The organism is Amycolatopsis sp. A133 (assembly GCF_031082405.1).
Lineage (GTDB): Bacteria > Actinomycetota > Actinomycetes > Mycobacteriales > Pseudonocardiaceae > Amycolatopsis.
Map to the genome: position 1 here is coordinate 1 of NZ_JAVHJU010000015.1, position 16,568 is coordinate 16,568.

General features: G+C 70.7%; 15 protein-coding genes and 2 pseudogenes. 7 read left to right on the forward strand and 10 right to left on the reverse strand.

What is annotated here, in order from left to right; translation table 11 throughout:
• Positions 1 to 664: 664 nt before the first annotated feature.
• The 5 genes from Q5425_RS14005 to Q5425_RS14025 all read right to left on the reverse strand — a co-directional run bounded on the left by Q5425_RS14005 (position 665) and on the right by Q5425_RS14025 (position 6,183).
• Positions 665 to 1,471: an SAM-dependent methyltransferase gene (locus Q5425_RS14005; RefSeq protein WP_308672633.1), complete on the reverse strand. Its 807-nt coding sequence runs from the start codon at positions 1,469 to 1,471 to the stop codon at positions 665 to 667.
• 40 nt (positions 1,472 to 1,511) lie between these two features.
• Positions 1,512 to 2,315, reverse strand: coding sequence for an SAM-dependent methyltransferase (locus Q5425_RS14010; protein WP_308672634.1), 804 nt, complete (start codon positions 2,313 to 2,315; stop codon positions 1,512 to 1,514).
• The gene (locus tag Q5425_RS14015) at positions 2,315 to 3,118 is read right to left on the reverse strand and encodes an SAM-dependent methyltransferase (protein ID WP_308672635.1); all 804 of its coding nucleotides are present in this window, start codon (positions 3,116 to 3,118) and stop codon (positions 2,315 to 2,317) included. Before Q5425_RS14015 ends, Q5425_RS14010 begins: the two co-directional genes overlap by 1 nt.
• A gap of 43 nt (positions 3,119 to 3,161) precedes the next feature.
• Positions 3,162 to 4,724: an acetolactate synthase large subunit gene (locus Q5425_RS14020; RefSeq protein ID WP_308672636.1), complete on the reverse strand. Its 1,563-nt coding sequence runs from the start codon at positions 4,722 to 4,724 to the stop codon at positions 3,162 to 3,164.
• Positions 4,725 to 4,797: 73 nt separating this feature from the next.
• Positions 4,798 to 6,183, reverse strand: coding sequence for an FAD-binding oxidoreductase (locus tag Q5425_RS14025; protein WP_308672637.1), 1,386 nt, complete (start codon positions 6,181 to 6,183; stop codon positions 4,798 to 4,800).
• Positions 6,184 to 6,330: 147 nt separating this feature from the next.
• Here Q5425_RS14025 and Q5425_RS14030 point away from each other — a divergent pair, with 147 nt between their 5' ends.
• On the forward strand, positions 6,331 to 7,152 hold the full coding sequence (locus Q5425_RS14030; protein WP_308672638.1) for an aldo/keto reductase: 822 nt from the start codon (positions 6,331 to 6,333) through the stop codon (positions 7,150 to 7,152).
• Here Q5425_RS14030 and Q5425_RS45740 read toward each other — a convergent pair.
• Positions 7,151 to 7,279 (reverse strand): annotated as a pseudogene (locus tag Q5425_RS45740) (DUF3830 domain-containing protein); the annotation flags it as partial. The gene Q5425_RS14030 and the pseudogene Q5425_RS45740 sit on opposite strands and share 2 nt — an antisense overlap.
• Before the next feature lie 2 nt (positions 7,280 to 7,281).
• On the reverse strand, positions 7,282 to 8,538 hold the full coding sequence (locus tag Q5425_RS14035; protein WP_308672639.1) for an aminotransferase class III-fold pyridoxal phosphate-dependent enzyme: 1,257 nt from the start codon (positions 8,536 to 8,538) through the stop codon (positions 7,282 to 7,284).
• 91 nt (positions 8,539 to 8,629) lie between these two features.
• Between Q5425_RS14035 and Q5425_RS14040 the strand changes: the two genes are divergently transcribed.
• Genes Q5425_RS14040 through Q5425_RS14050 form a run of 3 tightly spaced genes read left to right on the forward strand, consistent with a single transcriptional unit; the run spans position 8,630 to position 11,673 of the window.
• Positions 8,630 to 10,093 carry an NAD-dependent succinate-semialdehyde dehydrogenase gene (locus Q5425_RS14040; RefSeq protein WP_308672640.1) on the forward strand — a complete coding sequence of 488 codons (1,464 nt, stop codon included), beginning with the start codon at positions 8,630 to 8,632 and terminating at the stop codon, positions 10,091 to 10,093.
• Positions 10,090 to 11,148, forward strand: a complete 1,059-nt coding sequence (locus tag Q5425_RS14045; RefSeq protein WP_308672641.1) for a tartrate dehydrogenase — start codon at positions 10,090 to 10,092, stop codon at positions 11,146 to 11,148. The genes Q5425_RS14040 and Q5425_RS14045 overlap by 4 nt, the downstream gene beginning before the upstream one ends.
• A 60-nt stretch (positions 11,149 to 11,208) precedes the next feature.
• Positions 11,209 to 11,673: a DUF4262 domain-containing protein gene (locus Q5425_RS14050; protein WP_308672642.1), complete on the forward strand. Its 465-nt coding sequence runs from the start codon at positions 11,209 to 11,211 to the stop codon at positions 11,671 to 11,673.
• A gap of 316 nt (positions 11,674 to 11,989) precedes the next feature.
• Here the strand turns inward: Q5425_RS14050 and Q5425_RS14055 are convergent, their stop codons facing one another.
• From Q5425_RS14055 to Q5425_RS14065, 3 genes and pseudogenes are all read right to left on the reverse strand, one after another.
• Positions 11,990 to 12,709: a GntR family transcriptional regulator gene (locus Q5425_RS14055; protein ID WP_308672643.1), complete on the reverse strand. Its 720-nt coding sequence runs from the start codon at positions 12,707 to 12,709 to the stop codon at positions 11,990 to 11,992.
• A 1-nt stretch (position 12,710) separates the two neighbouring features.
• Entirely contained in the window at positions 12,711 to 13,457 is a 747-nt protein-coding gene (locus Q5425_RS14060) for a maleate cis-trans isomerase (RefSeq protein WP_308672644.1), read from the reverse strand.
• Positions 13,458 to 13,517: 60 nt separating this feature from the next.
• Positions 13,518 to 13,701: pseudogene (locus tag Q5425_RS14065) on the reverse strand (Asp/Glu/hydantoin racemase); the annotation flags it as partial.
• A 173-nt stretch (positions 13,702 to 13,874) separates the two neighbouring features.
• Here Q5425_RS14065 and Q5425_RS14070 point away from each other — a divergent pair.
• From Q5425_RS14070 to Q5425_RS14080, 3 genes are read left to right on the forward strand one after another with little or no spacing between them, the layout of a single operon-like run.
• The gene (locus Q5425_RS14070) at positions 13,875 to 14,873 is read left to right on the forward strand and encodes a D-2-hydroxyacid dehydrogenase (protein WP_308672645.1); all 999 of its coding nucleotides are present in this window, start codon (positions 13,875 to 13,877) and stop codon (positions 14,871 to 14,873) included.
• A complete protein-coding gene (locus Q5425_RS14075) occupies positions 14,870 to 16,252 on the forward strand; it encodes an amidase (RefSeq protein WP_308672646.1) in 1,383 nt (460 codons plus the stop codon). Before Q5425_RS14070 ends, Q5425_RS14075 begins: the two co-directional genes overlap by 4 nt.
• A 58-nt stretch (positions 16,253 to 16,310) precedes the next feature.
• The gene (locus Q5425_RS14080; RefSeq protein WP_308672647.1) at positions 16,311 to 16,568 is read left to right on the forward strand and encodes a hypothetical protein; all 258 of its coding nucleotides are present in this window, start codon (positions 16,311 to 16,313) and stop codon (positions 16,566 to 16,568) included.

The window sequence follows — 16,568 nt, forward strand, 5'->3', positions numbered from 1 at the left end:
TAGCCCGCTGCCGGCTGGAGCGGCGAGTTCCACGGTCTGGGGGCCGGTGGCCGCCGGTGCCGGCGCGGCCACGGCCACGACCGCGGACAGGGTGAACGTGATGATGGCCAGAATTCTGGTTCTCAGATGCACTAAGAAATCCCGCTTTCCTTCGATTTATTCCTCGCGGAATACGCCCGCCGATGGACAGTCGGAATGGGCTCAGCGGATGTGGCCCGGGGTGGATTCACCGCCGTGGAGAATTGCAAGTATTATTTCTTCGCCGTCGAAAGATATGAACGGCGTTGCCGACGGGACGCCCGCGGCTTCCGCCCACCGGGGCACGCACCGGCAGCAAAAGCGGTCCGTGACAGCCGGGACGAAGAACTACACCGAACCACCTGCGTGCGGCAGGCACCCCAGCCGCCGCCCGAGCGCCGCGGGGAACCGCAGGTCTCCGGTCATCAGTCTTCCGCCTTCCCCCATGAGCCAACCCCAGTTGACGAGAGTGCCGGCCTCCCAGCCGGGTGAGGCACTCTTGCCAGGCCGACCGTGCCAGCGGCGGCCGGACGGCGTCAAGCGCCCCGAAACGTTTTACCCCTGCTCGAAGGGTCTCCGAAAACGGGAACCTCAACGCGTCGTGCCGTGACCTGCGGAATCAGTGTCACGGCGGGCTTCTTCAGGGCTAGTTCTTGCGCGCCACCAGCGCCAGCCCACCGCACTCGGCGGGGTCGGCGGGCATCTCCGCGGAGCCGTCCGGCCGCCACTCGGGGATGAACACGATGCCCGGGTCGACGATCTCGAAGCCGTCGACCAGCGCCCGCAGCTCGTCGGCCGAGCGGGGCGTCACCGGGTTCGCGCTCTTCTGGTACATCGCGACGGCGCGGGCGGTGTTGTCGCTCTGCTGCTCGTAGGTGGCGGACGACAGGGCGAGGTAGCTGCCGGGCGCGAGCGCGTCGCGGTAGGCGCCGATGAGCCGGGCCGGGTCGCGGGAGTCCGGGATGAAGTGCACGAACAGCGCCATCACCACCATGACCGGCTGGTCCAGGTCCAGCATCATCTCGGTGATGTCGTGTTCGAGGACGTCGTCGGGGAACTCGGCGTCGGCGTGCACCATCGCGGCGTTCTCGTTGCCTTCGAGCACGATCTCGCTGTGCGCGACAGCCACCGGCTCGTTGTCGACGTAGACGACCCGCGCGGCGGGGTCGACGGCCTGGGCCACCTCGTGCACGTGCCCGACGGTCGGCATGCCGGAGCCGATGTCGAGGAACTGCCGGATGCCCTGGTCCAGCCCGAACCGGATGGCCCGGCGCAGCCACTGCCGGTTGAGCCGCGCCCGCTCGCGCGCGTTCGGCTGCGCGGCCAGCACCTGCTCGGCGAACATCCGGTCGACGGCGTAGTTGAGCTGCCCGCCGAGGATGTAGTCGTACACGCGCGCGGCATTGGGCTTGTCGAGGTCGATGCCCCGCCGCGCGTACTCGTCTTCGCTCATCCGCCGCTCCTGGAGTCAGGTGTGCCGCGAGAATAGCCGCTCAGTTCTTGCGGGCCACCAGGGCCAGCTGGCTGGCCAGCTCCGGGCGCTCGCCGGCCTCGGCGGGGTCGTCCGGACGCCACTGCGGCGTGAACACGATCCCCGGCGGCAGGATCTCGAAGCCGTCCACCAGCGCGCGCAGCTCTTCCTTCGAGCGCGCGAAGACGTCGGTCCCGCTCTTCCGGTACAGCTCCGCGGCGCGCCGGACCTCCTCGCCCTGTCCTTCGAACGTGCCCGACGACAGTGCCAGGTAACTCCCCGGCACGAGCGCGTCCCGGTAGGCCGCGATCAACCCCGCCGGGTTCCGCGAGTCCGGGACGAAGTGGATGAACGCCGCCATGATCACCATCACCGGCCGGCCGAAGTCCAGCAGCCGCTCGGTCGTCGGGTGCTCGAGGACGGTGTCCGGGAACTCGGCGTCCGCCTGCACCATTTCCGCGTTGTTGTTGTCCTTCAGCACGATCTCGCTGTGCGCGACGGCGACCGGCTCGTTGTCCACGTAGACCACGCGGGCTTCCGGGTCGATCGACTGGACGACTTCGTGCACGTGCCCCACGGTCGGCATGCCCGAGCCGATGTCGAGGAACTGGCGGATGCCCTGCTCGGCGCCGAACCGGACGGCGCGGCGCAGCCACCGCCGGTTCAGCAGGGCCAGGTCCCGGGACTCCGGCCGCACCTCGAGGATCCGCTCGGCGAACTCCCGGTCGATGGCGTAGTTCAGCTTGCCGCCGATCAGGAAGTCGTACACGCGGGCCGCGTTGGGCCTGTCGAAGTCGATCCCGCGGGTGGCGAGCTCATCGGCCATCAGCGCTCCTTGCGGGCCACCAGCGCGAGGCCGCCCGCCTGCTCCGGCGGGTCTTCGAGCGGGCCGTCCGGGCGCCACTCGGGCGTGAACACGATCCCCGGCGGCAGGATTTCGAAGCCCTTCACCAGCGCCCGCAGTTCGTCGGGCGAACGCAGGGTCAGCGGCGTGCCGCTCTTCTCGTACAGCGCGACCGAGCGCTGGGACTCCTCGCCCTGGCCCTCCCAGGTGCCCGACGACAACGCGAGGTAGCTGCCCGGCGCGAGCACGTCGCGGTAGGCGGCGATCAGCCCGGCCGGGCCCCGCGAGTCCGGGATGAAGTGGATGAACGCCGCCATGATCACCATGACCGGCTCGCTGAAGTCCAGCATCGCCTCGGTGACCGGGTGGTCCAGCACCTCGTCCGGGCGCTCGGCGTCGGCCTGGACCATGGCGGCGTTCTCGTTGCCCTCCAGCACGATCTCGCTGTGCGCGACGGCGATCGGCTCGTTGTCGACGTAGACCACCCGGCACGCCGGGTCGATCGACTGGACGACCTCGTGCACGTGCCCGACGGTCGGCATGCCCGAGCCGATGTCGAGGAACTGCCGGATGCCCTGCTCCGCCGCGAACCGCGCGGCCCGGCGCAGCCACGCCCGGTTGACCAGCGCCATGTGCTTCGCGTTCGGCAGCACACCCAGGATCCGGTCGGCGAACATCCGGTCGACGGCGTAGTTCAGCTGCCCGCCGATCATGTAGTCGTACACACGCGCGGCGTTCGGTCTTTCGAGGTCGATGCCCCGCTTCGCGTGTTCGTCGTCGCTCATCCGCCGCTCCCGGGTCGAAGGTGTGACGGGAGAATAGTCCGGTTCACAGCAGCGGCGGCACCGCGGCGTCGATGAGGTGCGGGCCGGGCTCGGCGAAGGCCCGCTGCAGCTGCTCGGCGAGCTCCTCGGCGGTGGTCGCCCGCGAAGCCGGCACGCCCATGCCCTCCGCGATCTTCACGAAGTCCATGTCCGGCCGCGAAAGGTCGAGCAGGTCGTTCGCCTTCGGGCCGCCCGAAGCCGCGCCGACGCGCTGCAGCTCCAGCCGCAGGATCGCGTACGCGCGGTTGTTGAGCAGCACCGTCGTGACGTTCAGGTTCTCCCGCGCCTGCGTCCACAGCGCCGAAATCGTGTACAGCGCGCTGCCGTCGGACTGCAGGTTCAGCACCGGCCGGTCCGGCGCGGCGACGGCCGCCCCGGTCGCGACCGGCATGCCGTAGCCGATCGCGCCGCCGGTCAGCGTCAGGACGTCGTGGCGCGGCGCGCCGGCCGTCGCCATCGGCAGCATGAGGCCGGAAGTGTTGGCTTCGTCGGCGATGATCGTGTTGTCCGGCAGCAGCGCGCCGATGACGTCGACCCAGTTCTGCGGGGTCAGCGGCCCGCTCGGCAGCGCGGGCCGGGACGCCTCCGCCAGCACCGGCTCGGTGTCCGCGGCGACCAGCCCGGCGACCTCGGCCAGCGCGCGCGTGACGTCCTGCCCGACCGCCGCAAGCGTGTGCACCTGCGCGCCTTCGGGCACGAGGTCGCTCGCCTTGCCCGGGTAGGCGAAGAACGACACCGGCGCCTTCGTGCCCGCGACGACGACGTGCTTGATGCCGTCGAGCTGGTAGGCGACCTGTTCGGCGAGGTAACCGAGCCGCTCGATCGACGGCAGCCCGGCACCGCGCTCGAGCCGCGCCGGGAACGTCTCGACGAACACCTTGGCACCGGTCGCGGCGGCGATCCGGCTCGCGGCGCGAAGGCCATCTTCACGGCACGCGCTGCCGCCGATGAGCAGCGCCACCGGCTCCCCGGTGCCGAACACCGCGGCGACGTCCTTGACGGTCGAGGCGTCGACGGCCTGCGGCACGCGCGGCGGGATCGGCGCGCAGGTCTCGCCGCCTTCGCCCCACGAAGCGTCCGCGGGCAGGATCAACGTGGCGACGCGGCCGGGCGCGTCCTGCGCGGCGGCGACCGCGGCGGCGGCGTCCGCCCCGACGTCCTTGGTGTGCTCCGAACGGCGCACCCAGCCTTCCAGCGAGCCCGCGACGGCCTCGATGTCCGACTCCAGCGGCGCGTCGTACTGCTTGTGGTAGGTCGCGTGGTCGCCGACGACGTTGACGATCGGCGTGTGCGCGCGGCGCGCGTTGTGCAGGTTCGCCAGGCCGTTGCCCAGGCCGGGGCCGAGGTGCAGCAGCGTGGCGGCGGGCTTGTCCGCGATCCGCGCGTACCCGTCGGCCGCACCGGTGACGACGCCTTCGAACAGCGCCAGCACGCCCCGCATCTCGGGGACGGTGTCGAGCGCGGCGACGAAGTGCATCTCCGACGTGCCGGGGTTGGCGAAGCACACCTCGACGCCGGCGTCGACCAGCGTGCGGATCAGGGACTGGGCGCCGTTCAGCTCACTCATGGGCACACCTCGCTGACGCTCGGCGCGGCCTGAGCGGCAAACGCTGTGTTGAATGATTCGTTCGCAAGCTCACTCATGCGGTTCCTTCGGGGAAGAGAACACCGGGGTTGAGGATCCCGGCGGGGTCGAAGCTCTGCTTGATCCGGCGCATCAGCTCGATCTTCGCCGGGTCTTCGAGTTCGGCGTGGTAGTGCGCCTTGGTGCGGCCGAGGCCGTGCTCGCCGGAGATCGCGCCGCCGAGCTCCATGGCGTACGCGAAGACGTCGGTGAGCAGCTGCTTCCGCTTGGCCGCGTCCTTGCAGAAGATGGCGAGGTGGACGTTGCCGTCGCCGGCGTGCCCGCAGCCGAGCGCGCCGCCGCCCGCGGCCATCGCGAGTTCCCGCGCCTTGGTGATGAACTGCGGCATCGCGGTCCGCGGCACGACAACGTCGATCACGTCGTCGGCGCCGGCCGCCTTCGCGGTCCAGAAGGCCTTCTCGCGGGCCTCGATGAGCTTGCGGGCGGCGTTGCCGTCGAGGACGTAGACGTCGGTGGCGCCCAGTTCGCCGAGCAGCTCGCCGACGGTTTCGACGTCCTCCTCGAGCCGTCCGGTCTCGCGGTTTTCCAGCGCCACGACGAGGTACGCCTCGCTGGTCTCGCGGATCTTGTCCGGGACGCCGAGCTCGAGCTTCTCGTTGTAGACGATGGCCGCCATCGTCAGGTTGTCGATGTACTCGAGGATGTGCGGCGCGAGCCCGCTGGAGAGGATCTCCGGCACGGCGGCCATCACCTGGCCGAAGTCGCCGAAGGGGGCGAGCACCGTGGCGCCGTGGGCCAGCCGCGGGTGCAGCTTGACGGTGATTTCGGTGGCCAGCGCGAGGGTGCCCTCCGAGCCGATGATCAGCTGCGTGAGGTCGTAGCCGGTGGAGATCTTCGACGTCTTGCCGCCGGTCCGGATGATCTCGCCGGTCGGCAGCACGGCCTGCAGGCCGAGCACGTTGTTGCGGGTGACGCCGTACTTGACGGCCCGCATCCCGCCGGCGTTGGTCCCGACGTTCCCGCCCAAGCTCGCGCTGAGTTCACCGGGGTAGACGGTGTAACCGAGCCCGGCTTCGGCGGCCTTGGCATCGAGTTCGGCGAGGGTCACCCCGGGCTGCACGACGGCGACGTGGTTCCCGGTGTCCACTTCGAGGACGGCGTTCATCCGCTCGAACGAGATCAGGAGGCCGTCGGCCGTCGGCCGGGCCGCCCCGGAAAGCCCGCTCCCGGAGCCGCGAGCCGTCACGGGGACGTTGTACTCCGAAGCGGCTTTGAGCAGCTCCGCGACTTCTTCGGCCGTTGCCGGCTTCACGACGTACGCAGGTTTCTGCGGCTCCGCCGTCAACGCCTCGTCGTGCGCGTAGTCCTCCGAGATCGCCTCGCCCGTGAGCAGGTTCTTGTCCCCGACGATCTCGGCCAGCCGTGCTGCCACGTCGCCCATCGGCAGTGTCTCCTCCGCGCCGTCGCTGTGGTTACCGCAGCGTAGTACGTACTGCCGGTACGGTGCTATGAAGGTTTTTCACGTTCTGTCGATTTAGCTCAGGCTAAATCTCTGGTGGGTGACGGCGACGGCGGCGAAGCTTCCGGCATGACCTCGACCTACACCTTCGAAGACGGCCTTTCGGTGCACCGCCTCGGTTTCGGCGCCATGCGGCTCACCGAATGGGACCACGTGAAAGACGGCGCCAAGGCGGTCGCGCGCCGGGCGGCCGAGCTCGGCGTGACGTTCTTCGACACCGCCGACGCCTATGACCTGGGCCTGAACGAAGAGCTCCTCGCCGACGCACTCCACCCCTACCGCGGGTTGCTCGTCGCGACGAAGTGCGGGCACGCGCGGCCGAGCCGCGGCGAGTGGGTTCCGCTCGGCCGGCCCGAATACCTCCGGCAGCAGGCGGAACTCTCGCTGCGGCGGCTGCGTGTCGATCACCTCGACCTGCTCCAGCTGCACCGGATCGACCCGCAAGTCCCACTCGCCGACCAGGTCGGCGCGCTCGCCCGGCTGCGGGACGAGGGCAAGGTCGCCCGGATCGGGCTGTCCGAGGTCAGCGTCGCGCAGCTGACCGAGGCGCGGGCCGTCGCACCGATCGCGAGCGTGCAGAACCGCTACAACCTGACCGACCGCGCGTCCGACGACGTGCTCGGCCACTGCGAGCGCGAGGGGATCGCGTTCGTCCCGTGGCTGCCGATCGCGCGGGGTGACCACGCGACGGCCGGCGGGGTGCTCGGCAAGGTCGCGGCCGCCTTGGGTGCGACACCCGCTCAGGTGTCCCTCGCCTGGCTGCTGCGGCGCTCGCCGGTGGTGATCCCGATTCCGGGGACGTCGTCGATCGCGCACCTGGAAGAAAACTGCGCCGCCGCGGAAATCGGGCTTTCCGACGCCGATTTCGAGCAGCTGACCGCCCTGGGGTGAAGCGCGCGAACGAGAGCCTCTCGCCCTCGACCCCCCGCAGCCACAGGTCCTGCGCGGCCGCCGCCATCGCCCGATCGCTGTGCGCTTCGCTGCCTTCGTCGTAGCCGTACGCCGGGTTGCCGATCTCCCTCAGTTCCCCGTGACCGAAGCGACGACGTCCCCGAAGATCCGCAGCGCCTCGTCGACCTGCTCGGCGGTGACGACCAGCGGCGGCACCATGCGGACGACGTTCATGTACGGCCCACAGGTGAGCAGCAGCAGGCCGTTCTTCGCCGCCGCCTGCTGCACGGCCTGCGCGGTGGCGGTGTCCGGCTCGCCGTCGGCGGTGGTGAACTCCGAGCCGACCAGCAGCCCGAGCCCGCGCACCTCGCCGATCGACGGCGTCTTGTCCGCGATCACCCGCGCGCCTTCGAGCAGCTGGCGGCCGCGCTCGGCGGCGTTCTCGACCAGGTTCTCCTGCTGGATGACTTCGAGCGTCGCGATCGCCGCCGCGCACGAGACCGCGTTGCCGCCGTACGTGCCGCCCTGCGAGCCGGGGAACGCCTTCGCCATCAGCTCCTGCGAAGCGGCGATGCCGGACAGCGGGAAGCCGCTCGCCAGGCCCTTCGCGATGAGGACGATGTCCGGCGAGACGTCGAAGTGGTCGTGGCCCCAGAACTTCCCCGTGCGGCCGAAGCCGGTCTGGATCTCGTCGACGACGAGCAGGATGCCGTGCCGGTCGGCGCGCTCCCGCAAGCCGGCCATGAACTCCGTGTTCGCCGGGACGTACCCGCCTTCGCCGAGCACGGGCTCGACGAAGAACGCCGCAGTCTCGTTCGGCGCGCAGATGGTCTGGAACAGGTAATCCAGCTCGCGCAGGGCGAACTTCGTCGCCGTCTGCTCGTCCCAGCCGTAGTGGTAGGCGTAGGGGAAGGGGGCGACGTGCACGCCGGCCATCAGCGGGCCGATGCCGGCGCTGAACCGCGTCCCGGACGTCGTCATGCTCGCGGCCGCGACCGTCCGGCCGTGGAAGCCGCCCTGGAAGACGAGGACGTTCGGGCGTTTTGTCGCCTGCCGCGAGAGCCGCAATGCCGCTTCGACGGCTTCGCTGCCCGAGTTCGCGTAGAAGAGCGAGTCGAGGCCGCTCGGCAGGACCTCGCCGAGGCGCTCGGTCAGCTCGAGCAGCGGCTTGTGCATGACCGTCGTGTACTGCCCGTGGACGAGCTTCCCGATCTGCTCCTGCGCGGCCCGGACGACGTGGGGGTGGCAGTGCCCGGTGCTCGTGACGCCGATGCCGGCGGTGAAGTCCAGGTGGCGTTTGCCCTCGACGTCGTAGAGGTAAACCCCTTCACCGTGGTCGACCACGACGGGCGTTGCCTGCTTGAGCAGCGGAGAGAGCTGGGCCACAGCGTGCTCCTCGGTCGGTCTGGGCGGGTTGTCGATTGTTGACAATATCCATAGCATGGCTCTCGGGACAACACGTGAGGAGCAAGTCGGGATGAGCGCGAGCACCGAGTCCGGCGTCGTCGAGGCGGTCGGCAAGGAACTGTTCATCGGCGGCAAGTGGGTCGCTGCCCAGGACGGGAAGACCTTCCCGGTGGTCGACCCGGCCACCGGCAAGGAGCTGTGCCACGTGGCCGACGCTTCGCCGTCGGACGGCGTTGCGGCCTTGGACGCCGCCGTCGCGGCGCAGGCCGGCTTCGCGAAGATGGCGCCCCGCGAGCGCGGCGAGATCCTGCGCCGCGCCTACGAACTGCTGATGCAGCGCCAGGAGGAACTGGCGCTGCTGATGACCCTGGAGATGGGCAAGCCGCTCGCCGAGTCGAAGGGCGAGATCGCCTACGCCGCGGAGTTCTTCCGCTGGTTCGCCGAGGAAGCCGTCCGCATCGGCGGCGGCTACGCAACCGCCCCGAACGGCTCGGGCCGGTTCCTGATCACGAAGCAGCCGGTCGGGCCGACGCTGCTGATCACGCCGTGGAACTTCCCCATGGCGATGGGGACGCGCAAGATCGGCCCGGCGATCGCCGCGGGCTGCACGGCGGTGATCAAGCCCGCCGCGCAGACGCCGCTGTCGATGCTCGCGCTGGCCGGCATCCTCGCCGAGGCGGGGCTGCCGGAAGGCGTGCTCAACGTCGTCACGACCAGCGACTCCGGCGGTGTGATGGAGCCGCTGATCCGCGACGGCCGCGCCCGCAAGCTCTCCTTCACCGGCTCGACCGGCGTCGGCCGCAAGCTGCTCGAGCAGTGCGCCGACAAGATCCTCCGCACGTCGATGGAACTGGGCGGCAACGCGCCGTTCCTGGTCTTCGACGACGCGGACATGGACGCCGCCATCGAAGGCGCCATGCAGGCGAAGATGCGCAACATCGGCGAGGCGTGCACGGCGGCGAACCGGTTCTACGTGCAGCGCGGCGTCGTCGACGAGTTCGCGCGGCGGCTGACCGAGCGCATGCAGGCGCTGCCGATGGGCCGCGGCACCGAGAAGGACGTCGTGGTCGGCCCGCTGATCGACGACAAGGCCGTCGAGAAGGTCACGGAGCTGGTCAAGGACGCCACCGACCGCGGCGCGAAGGTGCTCACCGGCGGTTCGGAAGTCGACGGGCCGGGCCACTTCTACCAGGCCACCGTGCTGACCGACGTCCCGCAGGAGGCGCGGCTGACGCACGAGGAGATCTTCGGGCCGGTCGCCCCGATCACGTTGTTCGACACCGAGGAAGAGGCGGTGGCGAAGGCGAACGACACCGAGTTCGGCTTGGTTTCCTACGTCTTCACCAGTGATCTCAAGCGCGCGCTGCGGGTCTCCGAAGCTCTGGAGGCCGGCATGATCGGGCTCAACCAGGGGATCGTGTCGAACCCGGCGGCGCCGTTCGGCGGGATCAAGCAGTCCGGGCTCGGCCGCGAAGGCGGGTCGGTCGGCATCGACGAGTTCCTCGAGACGAAGTACATCGCGGTGGCCCTGTGACGACCCGCCGCTTGGCGAGCATCCCCGGCGACGGGATCGGCGTGGACGTCACGGCCGAGGCCCGCAAGGTCCTCGACCGGGCGTCCGCTCGGTTCGGTTTTTCGCTGGAGTGGACCGAGTTCGACTGGAGCTGCGAGCGGTACGCCCGGGTCGGCGCGATGATGCCGGACGACGGGGTTTCGCAGCTTTCGGCGTTCGACGGGATCCTGCTCGGCGCGGTCGGTTTCCCCGGCGTCCCGGACCACGTTTCCCTGTGGGGCCTGCTGATCCCGCTGCGGCGGGCGTTCCAGCAGTACGTCAACCTGCGCCCGGTGCGGCTGCTGCCGGGCACGACGTCCGTGCTGGCCGGTCGGAAGGCCGAGGAGCTGGAGCTGGTCATCGTCCGCGAGAACTCCGAAGGGGAGTACTCCGCGATCGGCGGGCGGCACAACGCCGGGCGGCCGGACGAATTCGTGCTGCAGGAATCGGTTTTCACGCGCGTCGGCGTCACCCGGATCATCCGGTACGCGTTCGAACTGGCCCGGACGCGGTCTTCTCGGGTCTGCTCGGCGACGAAGTCCAACGGCCTGATCCACTCGATGCCGTTCTGGGACGAGATCTTCGCCGAGGTCGCGGCGGAGTTCCCGGACGTCCGCAGTGAACAGGTGCACGTCGATGCGCTGGCGGCCCGGATGGTCCAGGCGCCGGACCGGCTCGACGTCGTGGTGGCGTCGAACCTCTTCGGCGACATCCTCAGTGACCTCGCGGCCGCGATCACCGGCGGCCTCGGCATGGCCCCGTCCGCCAACCTCAACCCATCGGGTGAATTCCCGTCGATGTTCGAGGCGGTCCACGGGAGCGCTCCGGACATCGCCGGGCAGGGTATCGCCAACCCGGTGGCACAGATCCTGGCGGCCGCGATGCTGGTCGAACACCTCGGCGAAACCGTTGCCGCACAAGCGATCCGCGCCGCGGTGGACCGGGTGCTCGACGAGGGCCGCGTGCGCACGCCCGACCTCGGCGGCACGGATACCACAGAACGGCTCGGCACGGCGGTGGCCGAAGCGCTGGGCTGAGTTTTTGTCGGTGCCCTCCGGCACGGTGGTCCCGAGCCCACCGAAGGGGAGGAGTCACCGATGTGCTTCGAGTGCGAGAACCGGGACAGATCCGGTTACCTGGAACGGCTTCGCTGCGGCGTAGCCGACCGGGGCTGGCTGGTGCAGGGGGTGGAGGGAGCCGGCCCGTACCCGCCGTGGGCCTACACGATCGGCCTGAGCGGGTACGGCCTGCCGGAGCTGGTCGTGACCGGCCTCCCGGCCCTCGCGGCCGGCAACCTGTTGAACTCCCAGGCATCCCGCGCCCTGCGCGGCTCGCCCCTGGCGCCGGGCGACCACATCCCCCTGGACGACGGCCGGCTCATCGAGGTCGTCTCACTCGCTGAGCCGTCGGCCCACCTGGTGTTCGCGACGGCGTTGTACGGCCCCGAAATCCGCGCGCTGCAACTGGTCCACGCGGACGCCCAGGGCCGTTTCCCCTGGTCCCCCGACTACCGCGACGGCCGCGCCGGCCAGCCGGTCCTAGGACCCCGCCATGCCCGCTAACCCCCACCCAACACTCACCCCCTCCCGCAAGATGCCCCTCCAGTCACGCAAGATGCCCCTCCAGTCACGCGAGATGCCTCTCCAGTCACGCGAGATGCCTCTCCAGTCACGGGAGATGCCCGCCCAATCACGAGAGATGCCCGCCCAGTCACGCGAGTTCCGCCCTCAATCACGCGAGTTCCGTCCCCAATCACGCGAGTCCCGCCCCGAATCACGCGAGTTCGGGCACCCGTCACGCGAGCCGAGCGCTCAGGAACGCGAGCCGACCGCCCCGGCACGCGAACCGACCCGCCGATCACGCGGGCCGGCCCTGCGATCACGCGTTGCCCGGCACCGGCGGGGCGTGCCCGTCCTTCAGGCTCGTGCCCGGCGCGAGCCGCTGCACCGCGTCCTCCATGTGGGCGTCGAGCAGGGTCAGCGCCGTTTCTTCGTCGCCGTCCCGAAGCGCCTGGATCAGCTTCGTGTGCTCCTCCACGCGCTCCTCGACCCGCTGGTACGTGCTCTGCAACGCGGTCAGGCACATCCGCGTCTCGATGAGCAGCGTCCGGGCCATCCGCACGAGCCGCTTGCTGCCGGACGCGTTGATGAGGGCCTCGTGGAACTTCAGGTCCGCGGTGGAGAGCGCGCCGGGGTCGTCTTCGCTCGCCGCCGTCGCCATCTCGGCGACGGTCTGCTCGAGCAGGTCCGCGATCCGGTCGCGGTCGCCGCCGCGCAGGGCGCGCAGCATGGCGGCGCGCTCGATCGCGGAGCGGGCGGCGTAGATGTCGTAGACGTCGCCCGGCTCGAGGTCGATCACGAACAGCCCGCGGTGCCGTTCACTGCGCAGCAGCCCTTCGGACACCAGGTGCTGCATGGCTTCCCGGAGCGGCCCCCGTGACACCTGGAACCGCGCGGCCAGCTCGGTCTCGCCGAGCTGGGTCCCGGGCCGGAGGGCGCCGGTCATGATCGCGTCGCGCAGCTGGCGCGCGATCACGGCGGCCGTCGACTCGCGGCTCACCGGTTCGATCTCGGGCAGCGTGCCCGGTGGCAGGGCCATGTCAGGCGCTCCCGTCCGGCAGGTGCCGGAAGAGCGCGCCGAGCGAGCGGACGAGGCGGTGCTGCCCGGTCAGGCGCAGCCCCTCCCAGACCGTGACCTGGTTGGCGGTCAGCACGGGCTTGCGGAGCGCGGCCTCGACGGTGTTGATCTCGCCGAGGGTGCGCATGGCGGTGTCCGGCACGAGCACCGCCTCGGCGTCCGGGTGGTCGTGGCGCACGGCGAGTTCGACGACGGCCTCCGGGCTCATGGCGCCGACCTCGGCGGCCGTGACGATGTCGGCGCCGGCCATCGAGACGACCTCGATGCCGCCGGCCTCGAGGAAGTCCACGAACAGGCGGGCGATGTCGTCCGGGTAGCCGGCGGCGACGGCGACCCGCTTGACGCCCAGCGCACGCGCGGCGTGCACGAACGCGAAGGAGGTGCTGGAGGCCGGGACCCCGGCGACGGCGGTGAGGCGCTCGGCCTGGTCGCGCGCGCCTTCCCAGCCGTAGACGAAGCTGCCGCTGGTGCACGCCCAGATCACGGCGGCGGGCTCGTGCTTCTTGAGCAGGGCGACGCCGTCGGCGAGGCGGGCCTCGCTGCCGAGGTCCAGCAGCTCGGCCACCGCGTGCTTGTCGGTGCCGTAGATGTGCTCGACCGCCAGCCGGATGTCGCCCTCGTCGACGGCCGCGCCGCCGAGCAGCTGCTCGGCCAGTGGGTAGTCGTCTTCGGCCGCGTGGTCGGGGTAGATGAAACCGATGGTGGGCACGGAACCTCCGGAGGGGACGCAAATTGTCGACAATCCTAGAGGGGTGGTCAAGGAAAATCTTCACGACACGTCACGAAGCCACCTCCCGGTCCGACGATGGGAGGTTCATCCGGCGCAGGCACGCCCACATCGTCAGCTGGTTGGCGGTCAGCACCGGCTTGCCGAGCGCGGCTTCCAGGGGTTCGATCAGGTCGTAGGTGGGGAGGTTGGTGCCGCTGACGAAGATCGCTTCGGCGTCGCCGTGGAGGTCGAAGGGGGCGATGACACCGATGACACCGATGCCCCGCTGGGCCAGCGGGCCGTCGAACGCGAGGAAGTCGAAATCCAAGGCTCAGCCTCCGGAATGTGCAGTCCGGTGCTCCGGGGGTCGTTCCTCGGATTGTTGACAATCATACGAGTGACTTTTACCGTGTCAACGTGATCGCCTCGGAACACCGGGAAGCTCCCGTCCTGGCCGTGCTCTGCGGTGAGTCCCGCCCACCGGACATGCGTGCTGTCGAATCCGGGGCGGTCTTGCGTTACACGGACGCGGCGGGCCTCGCCGGAGCGTTGTCCGGAGCGGACGCCCTCTTCGTCTACGACTTCCTCTCCACGGCGGTGCCCGGCGCGTGGCACGCGGCCGACCGGCTGCGCTGGCTGCACATCGCCAGCGCGGGGGTCGACCCCGTGCTGTTCCCCGGGCTGCGCGAGAGCGACGTCGTCCTGACGAACTCGCGGGGCGTCTTCGACGACGCCATCGCGGAGTACGTGCTGGGCGTCGTGCTCGCCTTCGCGAAGGACTTCGCGCGCTCGCACGACCTGCAGCGCGAGGGCCGCTGGCTGCACCGCGAGAGCGAACGGATCGCCGGGCGGGAGGTGGTGGTCGTCGGCACCGGGCCGATCGGGCGGGCCATCGCGCGGCTGCTGCGTGCGGCCGGGATGCGGGTGCGCGGCGCCGGACGCCGTGAGCGCACCGGCGACCCGGACTTCGGCGTGGTGCACGAGTCCGCGCGGCTCACCGAAATCCTGCCGCACGCCGACTACGTCGTCGCGGTCGCGCCGCTGACCGAGCACACCAAGGGCATGTTCGACGCGCGCGCGTTCGCCGCGATGAAGCCGTCGGCGCGGTTCGTCAACGTGGGCCGCGGCGAGCTCGTGGTGACGTCGGACCTGGTGGAAGCGCTGGCCACGAAGGCCATCGCCGGCGCCGCGCTCGACGTGTTCGACACCGAGCCGCTGGCGGCCGAAAGCCCGCTGTGGACGATGCCGGACGTGCTGATCTCGCCGCACATGTCGGGGGACTTTGCCGGCTGGCGGAACACCCTGGTCGAGGTGTTCACCGAAAACTTCCGCCGCTGGCGCGCGGGGGAGCCGTTGCGCAACGTCGTCGACAAGACGCTCGGGTACGTGCCGTCGGGGAACCAAGGAGCCGGATGAACGACAGGATGCTGACCGCCGGCGAGCTCGTCGCCGCCTACGCGACCGGTGAGCTGTCGCCGGTCGAGGCGACGCAGAACGCGCTGCAGGCGATCGAAGCCCGGGACGGCGACTGCAACGCCTTCTGCCTCGTCGACGCCGACCGGGCGCTGGAGCAGGCCAAGGCGTCCGAGGTCCGCTGGCGGGACGGCAACCCGATCGGCTGGCTCGACGGCGTGCCGTCCTCGATCAAGGACATGTTCCTCACCCGGGGCTGGCCGACCGTGCGGGGCTCGAAGAGCATCGACCCGGACCAGCCGTGGGACGTCGACAGCCCGGTCGCCGCGCGGATGCGCGAGGCCGGCCTGGTGCTGCTGGGCAAGACGACCACCCCCGAGATCGGGTGGAAGGGCGTCACCGACAGCCCGCTGCGCGGCATCACGCGCAACCCGGCGGACCCGTCGAAGACGGCGGGCGGGTCGAGCGGCGGCAGCGCCGCGGCCGTCGCGGCCGGGATGGGCGAGCTGTCGGTCGGCACCGACGGCGGCGGCTCGGTGCGGATCCCGGCGTCGTTCTGCGGCATCGCCGGGCTGAAGCCGACCCACGGCCGGATCCCGCTCTACCCGGCGAGCCCGTTCGGCCCGCTCTCGCACGCCGGCCCGATGGCGCGGTCGGTGGACGACATCGCGCTGCTGCTGGACGTGCTGTCGCTGCCCGACCACCGGGACCCGGCCGCGCTGGCGCCACCGGCGGGGTCGTTCCGCGAGGCCGTCCGGCGGGACGTGCGCGGCCTGATCGCCGCGTTCTCGCCGGCACTCGGCTACGTCGACGTCGACCCGGAGGTGGCCGCGATCGTCGCGGACGCGGTCCGCGCGCTGGGGGACGCCGGCCTGCACATCGAGGAGACCGACCCGGGCTTCGCCGACCCGAAGCCGGCGTTCGACATCCTGTGGTCCTCGGGTGCGGCGAAGCTGCTGGACTCGTTCCCGCCGGGTTCCGAGGAGCGGACCGACCCGGGCCTGCGCAAGGTCTGGGAATCCGGCCGGAAGTGGACGGCGAGCGACTACCTCGACGCGACCGCCGAGCGGGCGGCGCTGGGCATCCGGATGGGCGAGTTCCACACGCGCTACGACGTGCTGATCACGCCGACGCTCCCGATCGCGGCGTTCGAGGCCGGGCACGACGTGCCGCCGGGCAGCGGGCTGAGCGAGTGGCCGGAGTGGACACCGTTCACGTACCCGTTCAACATGACCCAGCAGCCGGCGATCAGCGTCCCGGCCGGGCGCACATCGGCGGGCCTGCCGGTGGGCCTGCAGATCGTCGGACCGCGGCACTCGGACGACCTGGTGCTGGCCGTGGCGAAGCTGCTGGAGGAAGTCCGCCCCTGGGCGCCGGCCTGACCACACGTGAGAGTGAACCCCGGACCCCGGAGGGTAAAGCTGTGCCACTGTCGGCCGGATGAACGCTCAAGGCTGGCGCTACGAACGAGCCATCCCCACCGTCGACGCAACCGGGCAGCCAACGCGGGTGGTGGTCGGCCTCATCGACCAGGGCGACCGGCTGGCAGCGGCGTTGCGAGTGGACGACGGCAAGACGGCGCTGGTCCCGCTGGAAACGGGCGGCGAGCTGCTGAAGGCGCTGCGCGAGACGCTGGAGAGCTGGTGGCGCCTCGACGGCCACCGCGACCTGACGTCCGGACCCCGCGTGGGCCGGTAG

Excerpts from the sequence above, each read along its gene's own strand:
- Q5425_RS14005 (WP_308672633.1), bottom strand. The coding sequence starts at position 1,471 with ATGAGCGAAGACGAGTACGCGCGGCGGGGCATCGACCTCGACAAGCCC.
- Q5425_RS14010 (WP_308672634.1), bottom strand. The coding sequence starts at position 2,315 with ATGGCCGATGAGCTCGCCACCCGCGGGATCGACTTCGACAGGCCCAAC.
- Q5425_RS14015 (WP_308672635.1), bottom strand. The coding sequence starts at position 3,118 with ATGAGCGACGACGAACACGCGAAGCGGGGCATCGACCTCGAAAGACCG.
- Q5425_RS14020 (WP_308672636.1), bottom strand. The coding sequence starts at position 4,724 with ATGAGTGAGCTGAACGGCGCCCAGTCCCTGATCCGCACGCTGGTCGAC.
- Q5425_RS14025 (WP_308672637.1), bottom strand. The coding sequence starts at position 6,183 with ATGGGCGACGTGGCAGCACGGCTGGCCGAGATCGTCGGGGACAAGAAC.
- Q5425_RS14030 (WP_308672638.1), top strand. The coding sequence starts at position 6,331 with ATGACCTCGACCTACACCTTCGAAGACGGCCTTTCGGTGCACCGCCTC.
- Q5425_RS14040 (WP_308672640.1), top strand. The coding sequence starts at position 8,630 with ATGAGCGCGAGCACCGAGTCCGGCGTCGTCGAGGCGGTCGGCAAGGAA.
- Q5425_RS14050 (WP_308672642.1), top strand. The coding sequence starts at position 11,209 with ATGTGCTTCGAGTGCGAGAACCGGGACAGATCCGGTTACCTGGAACGG.
- Q5425_RS14055 (WP_308672643.1), bottom strand. The coding sequence starts at position 12,709 with ATGGCCCTGCCACCGGGCACGCTGCCCGAGATCGAACCGGTGAGCCGC.
- Q5425_RS14075 (WP_308672646.1), top strand. The coding sequence starts at position 14,870 with ATGAACGACAGGATGCTGACCGCCGGCGAGCTCGTCGCCGCCTACGCG.
- Q5425_RS14080 (WP_308672647.1), top strand. The coding sequence starts at position 16,311 with ATGAACGCTCAAGGCTGGCGCTACGAACGAGCCATCCCCACCGTCGAC.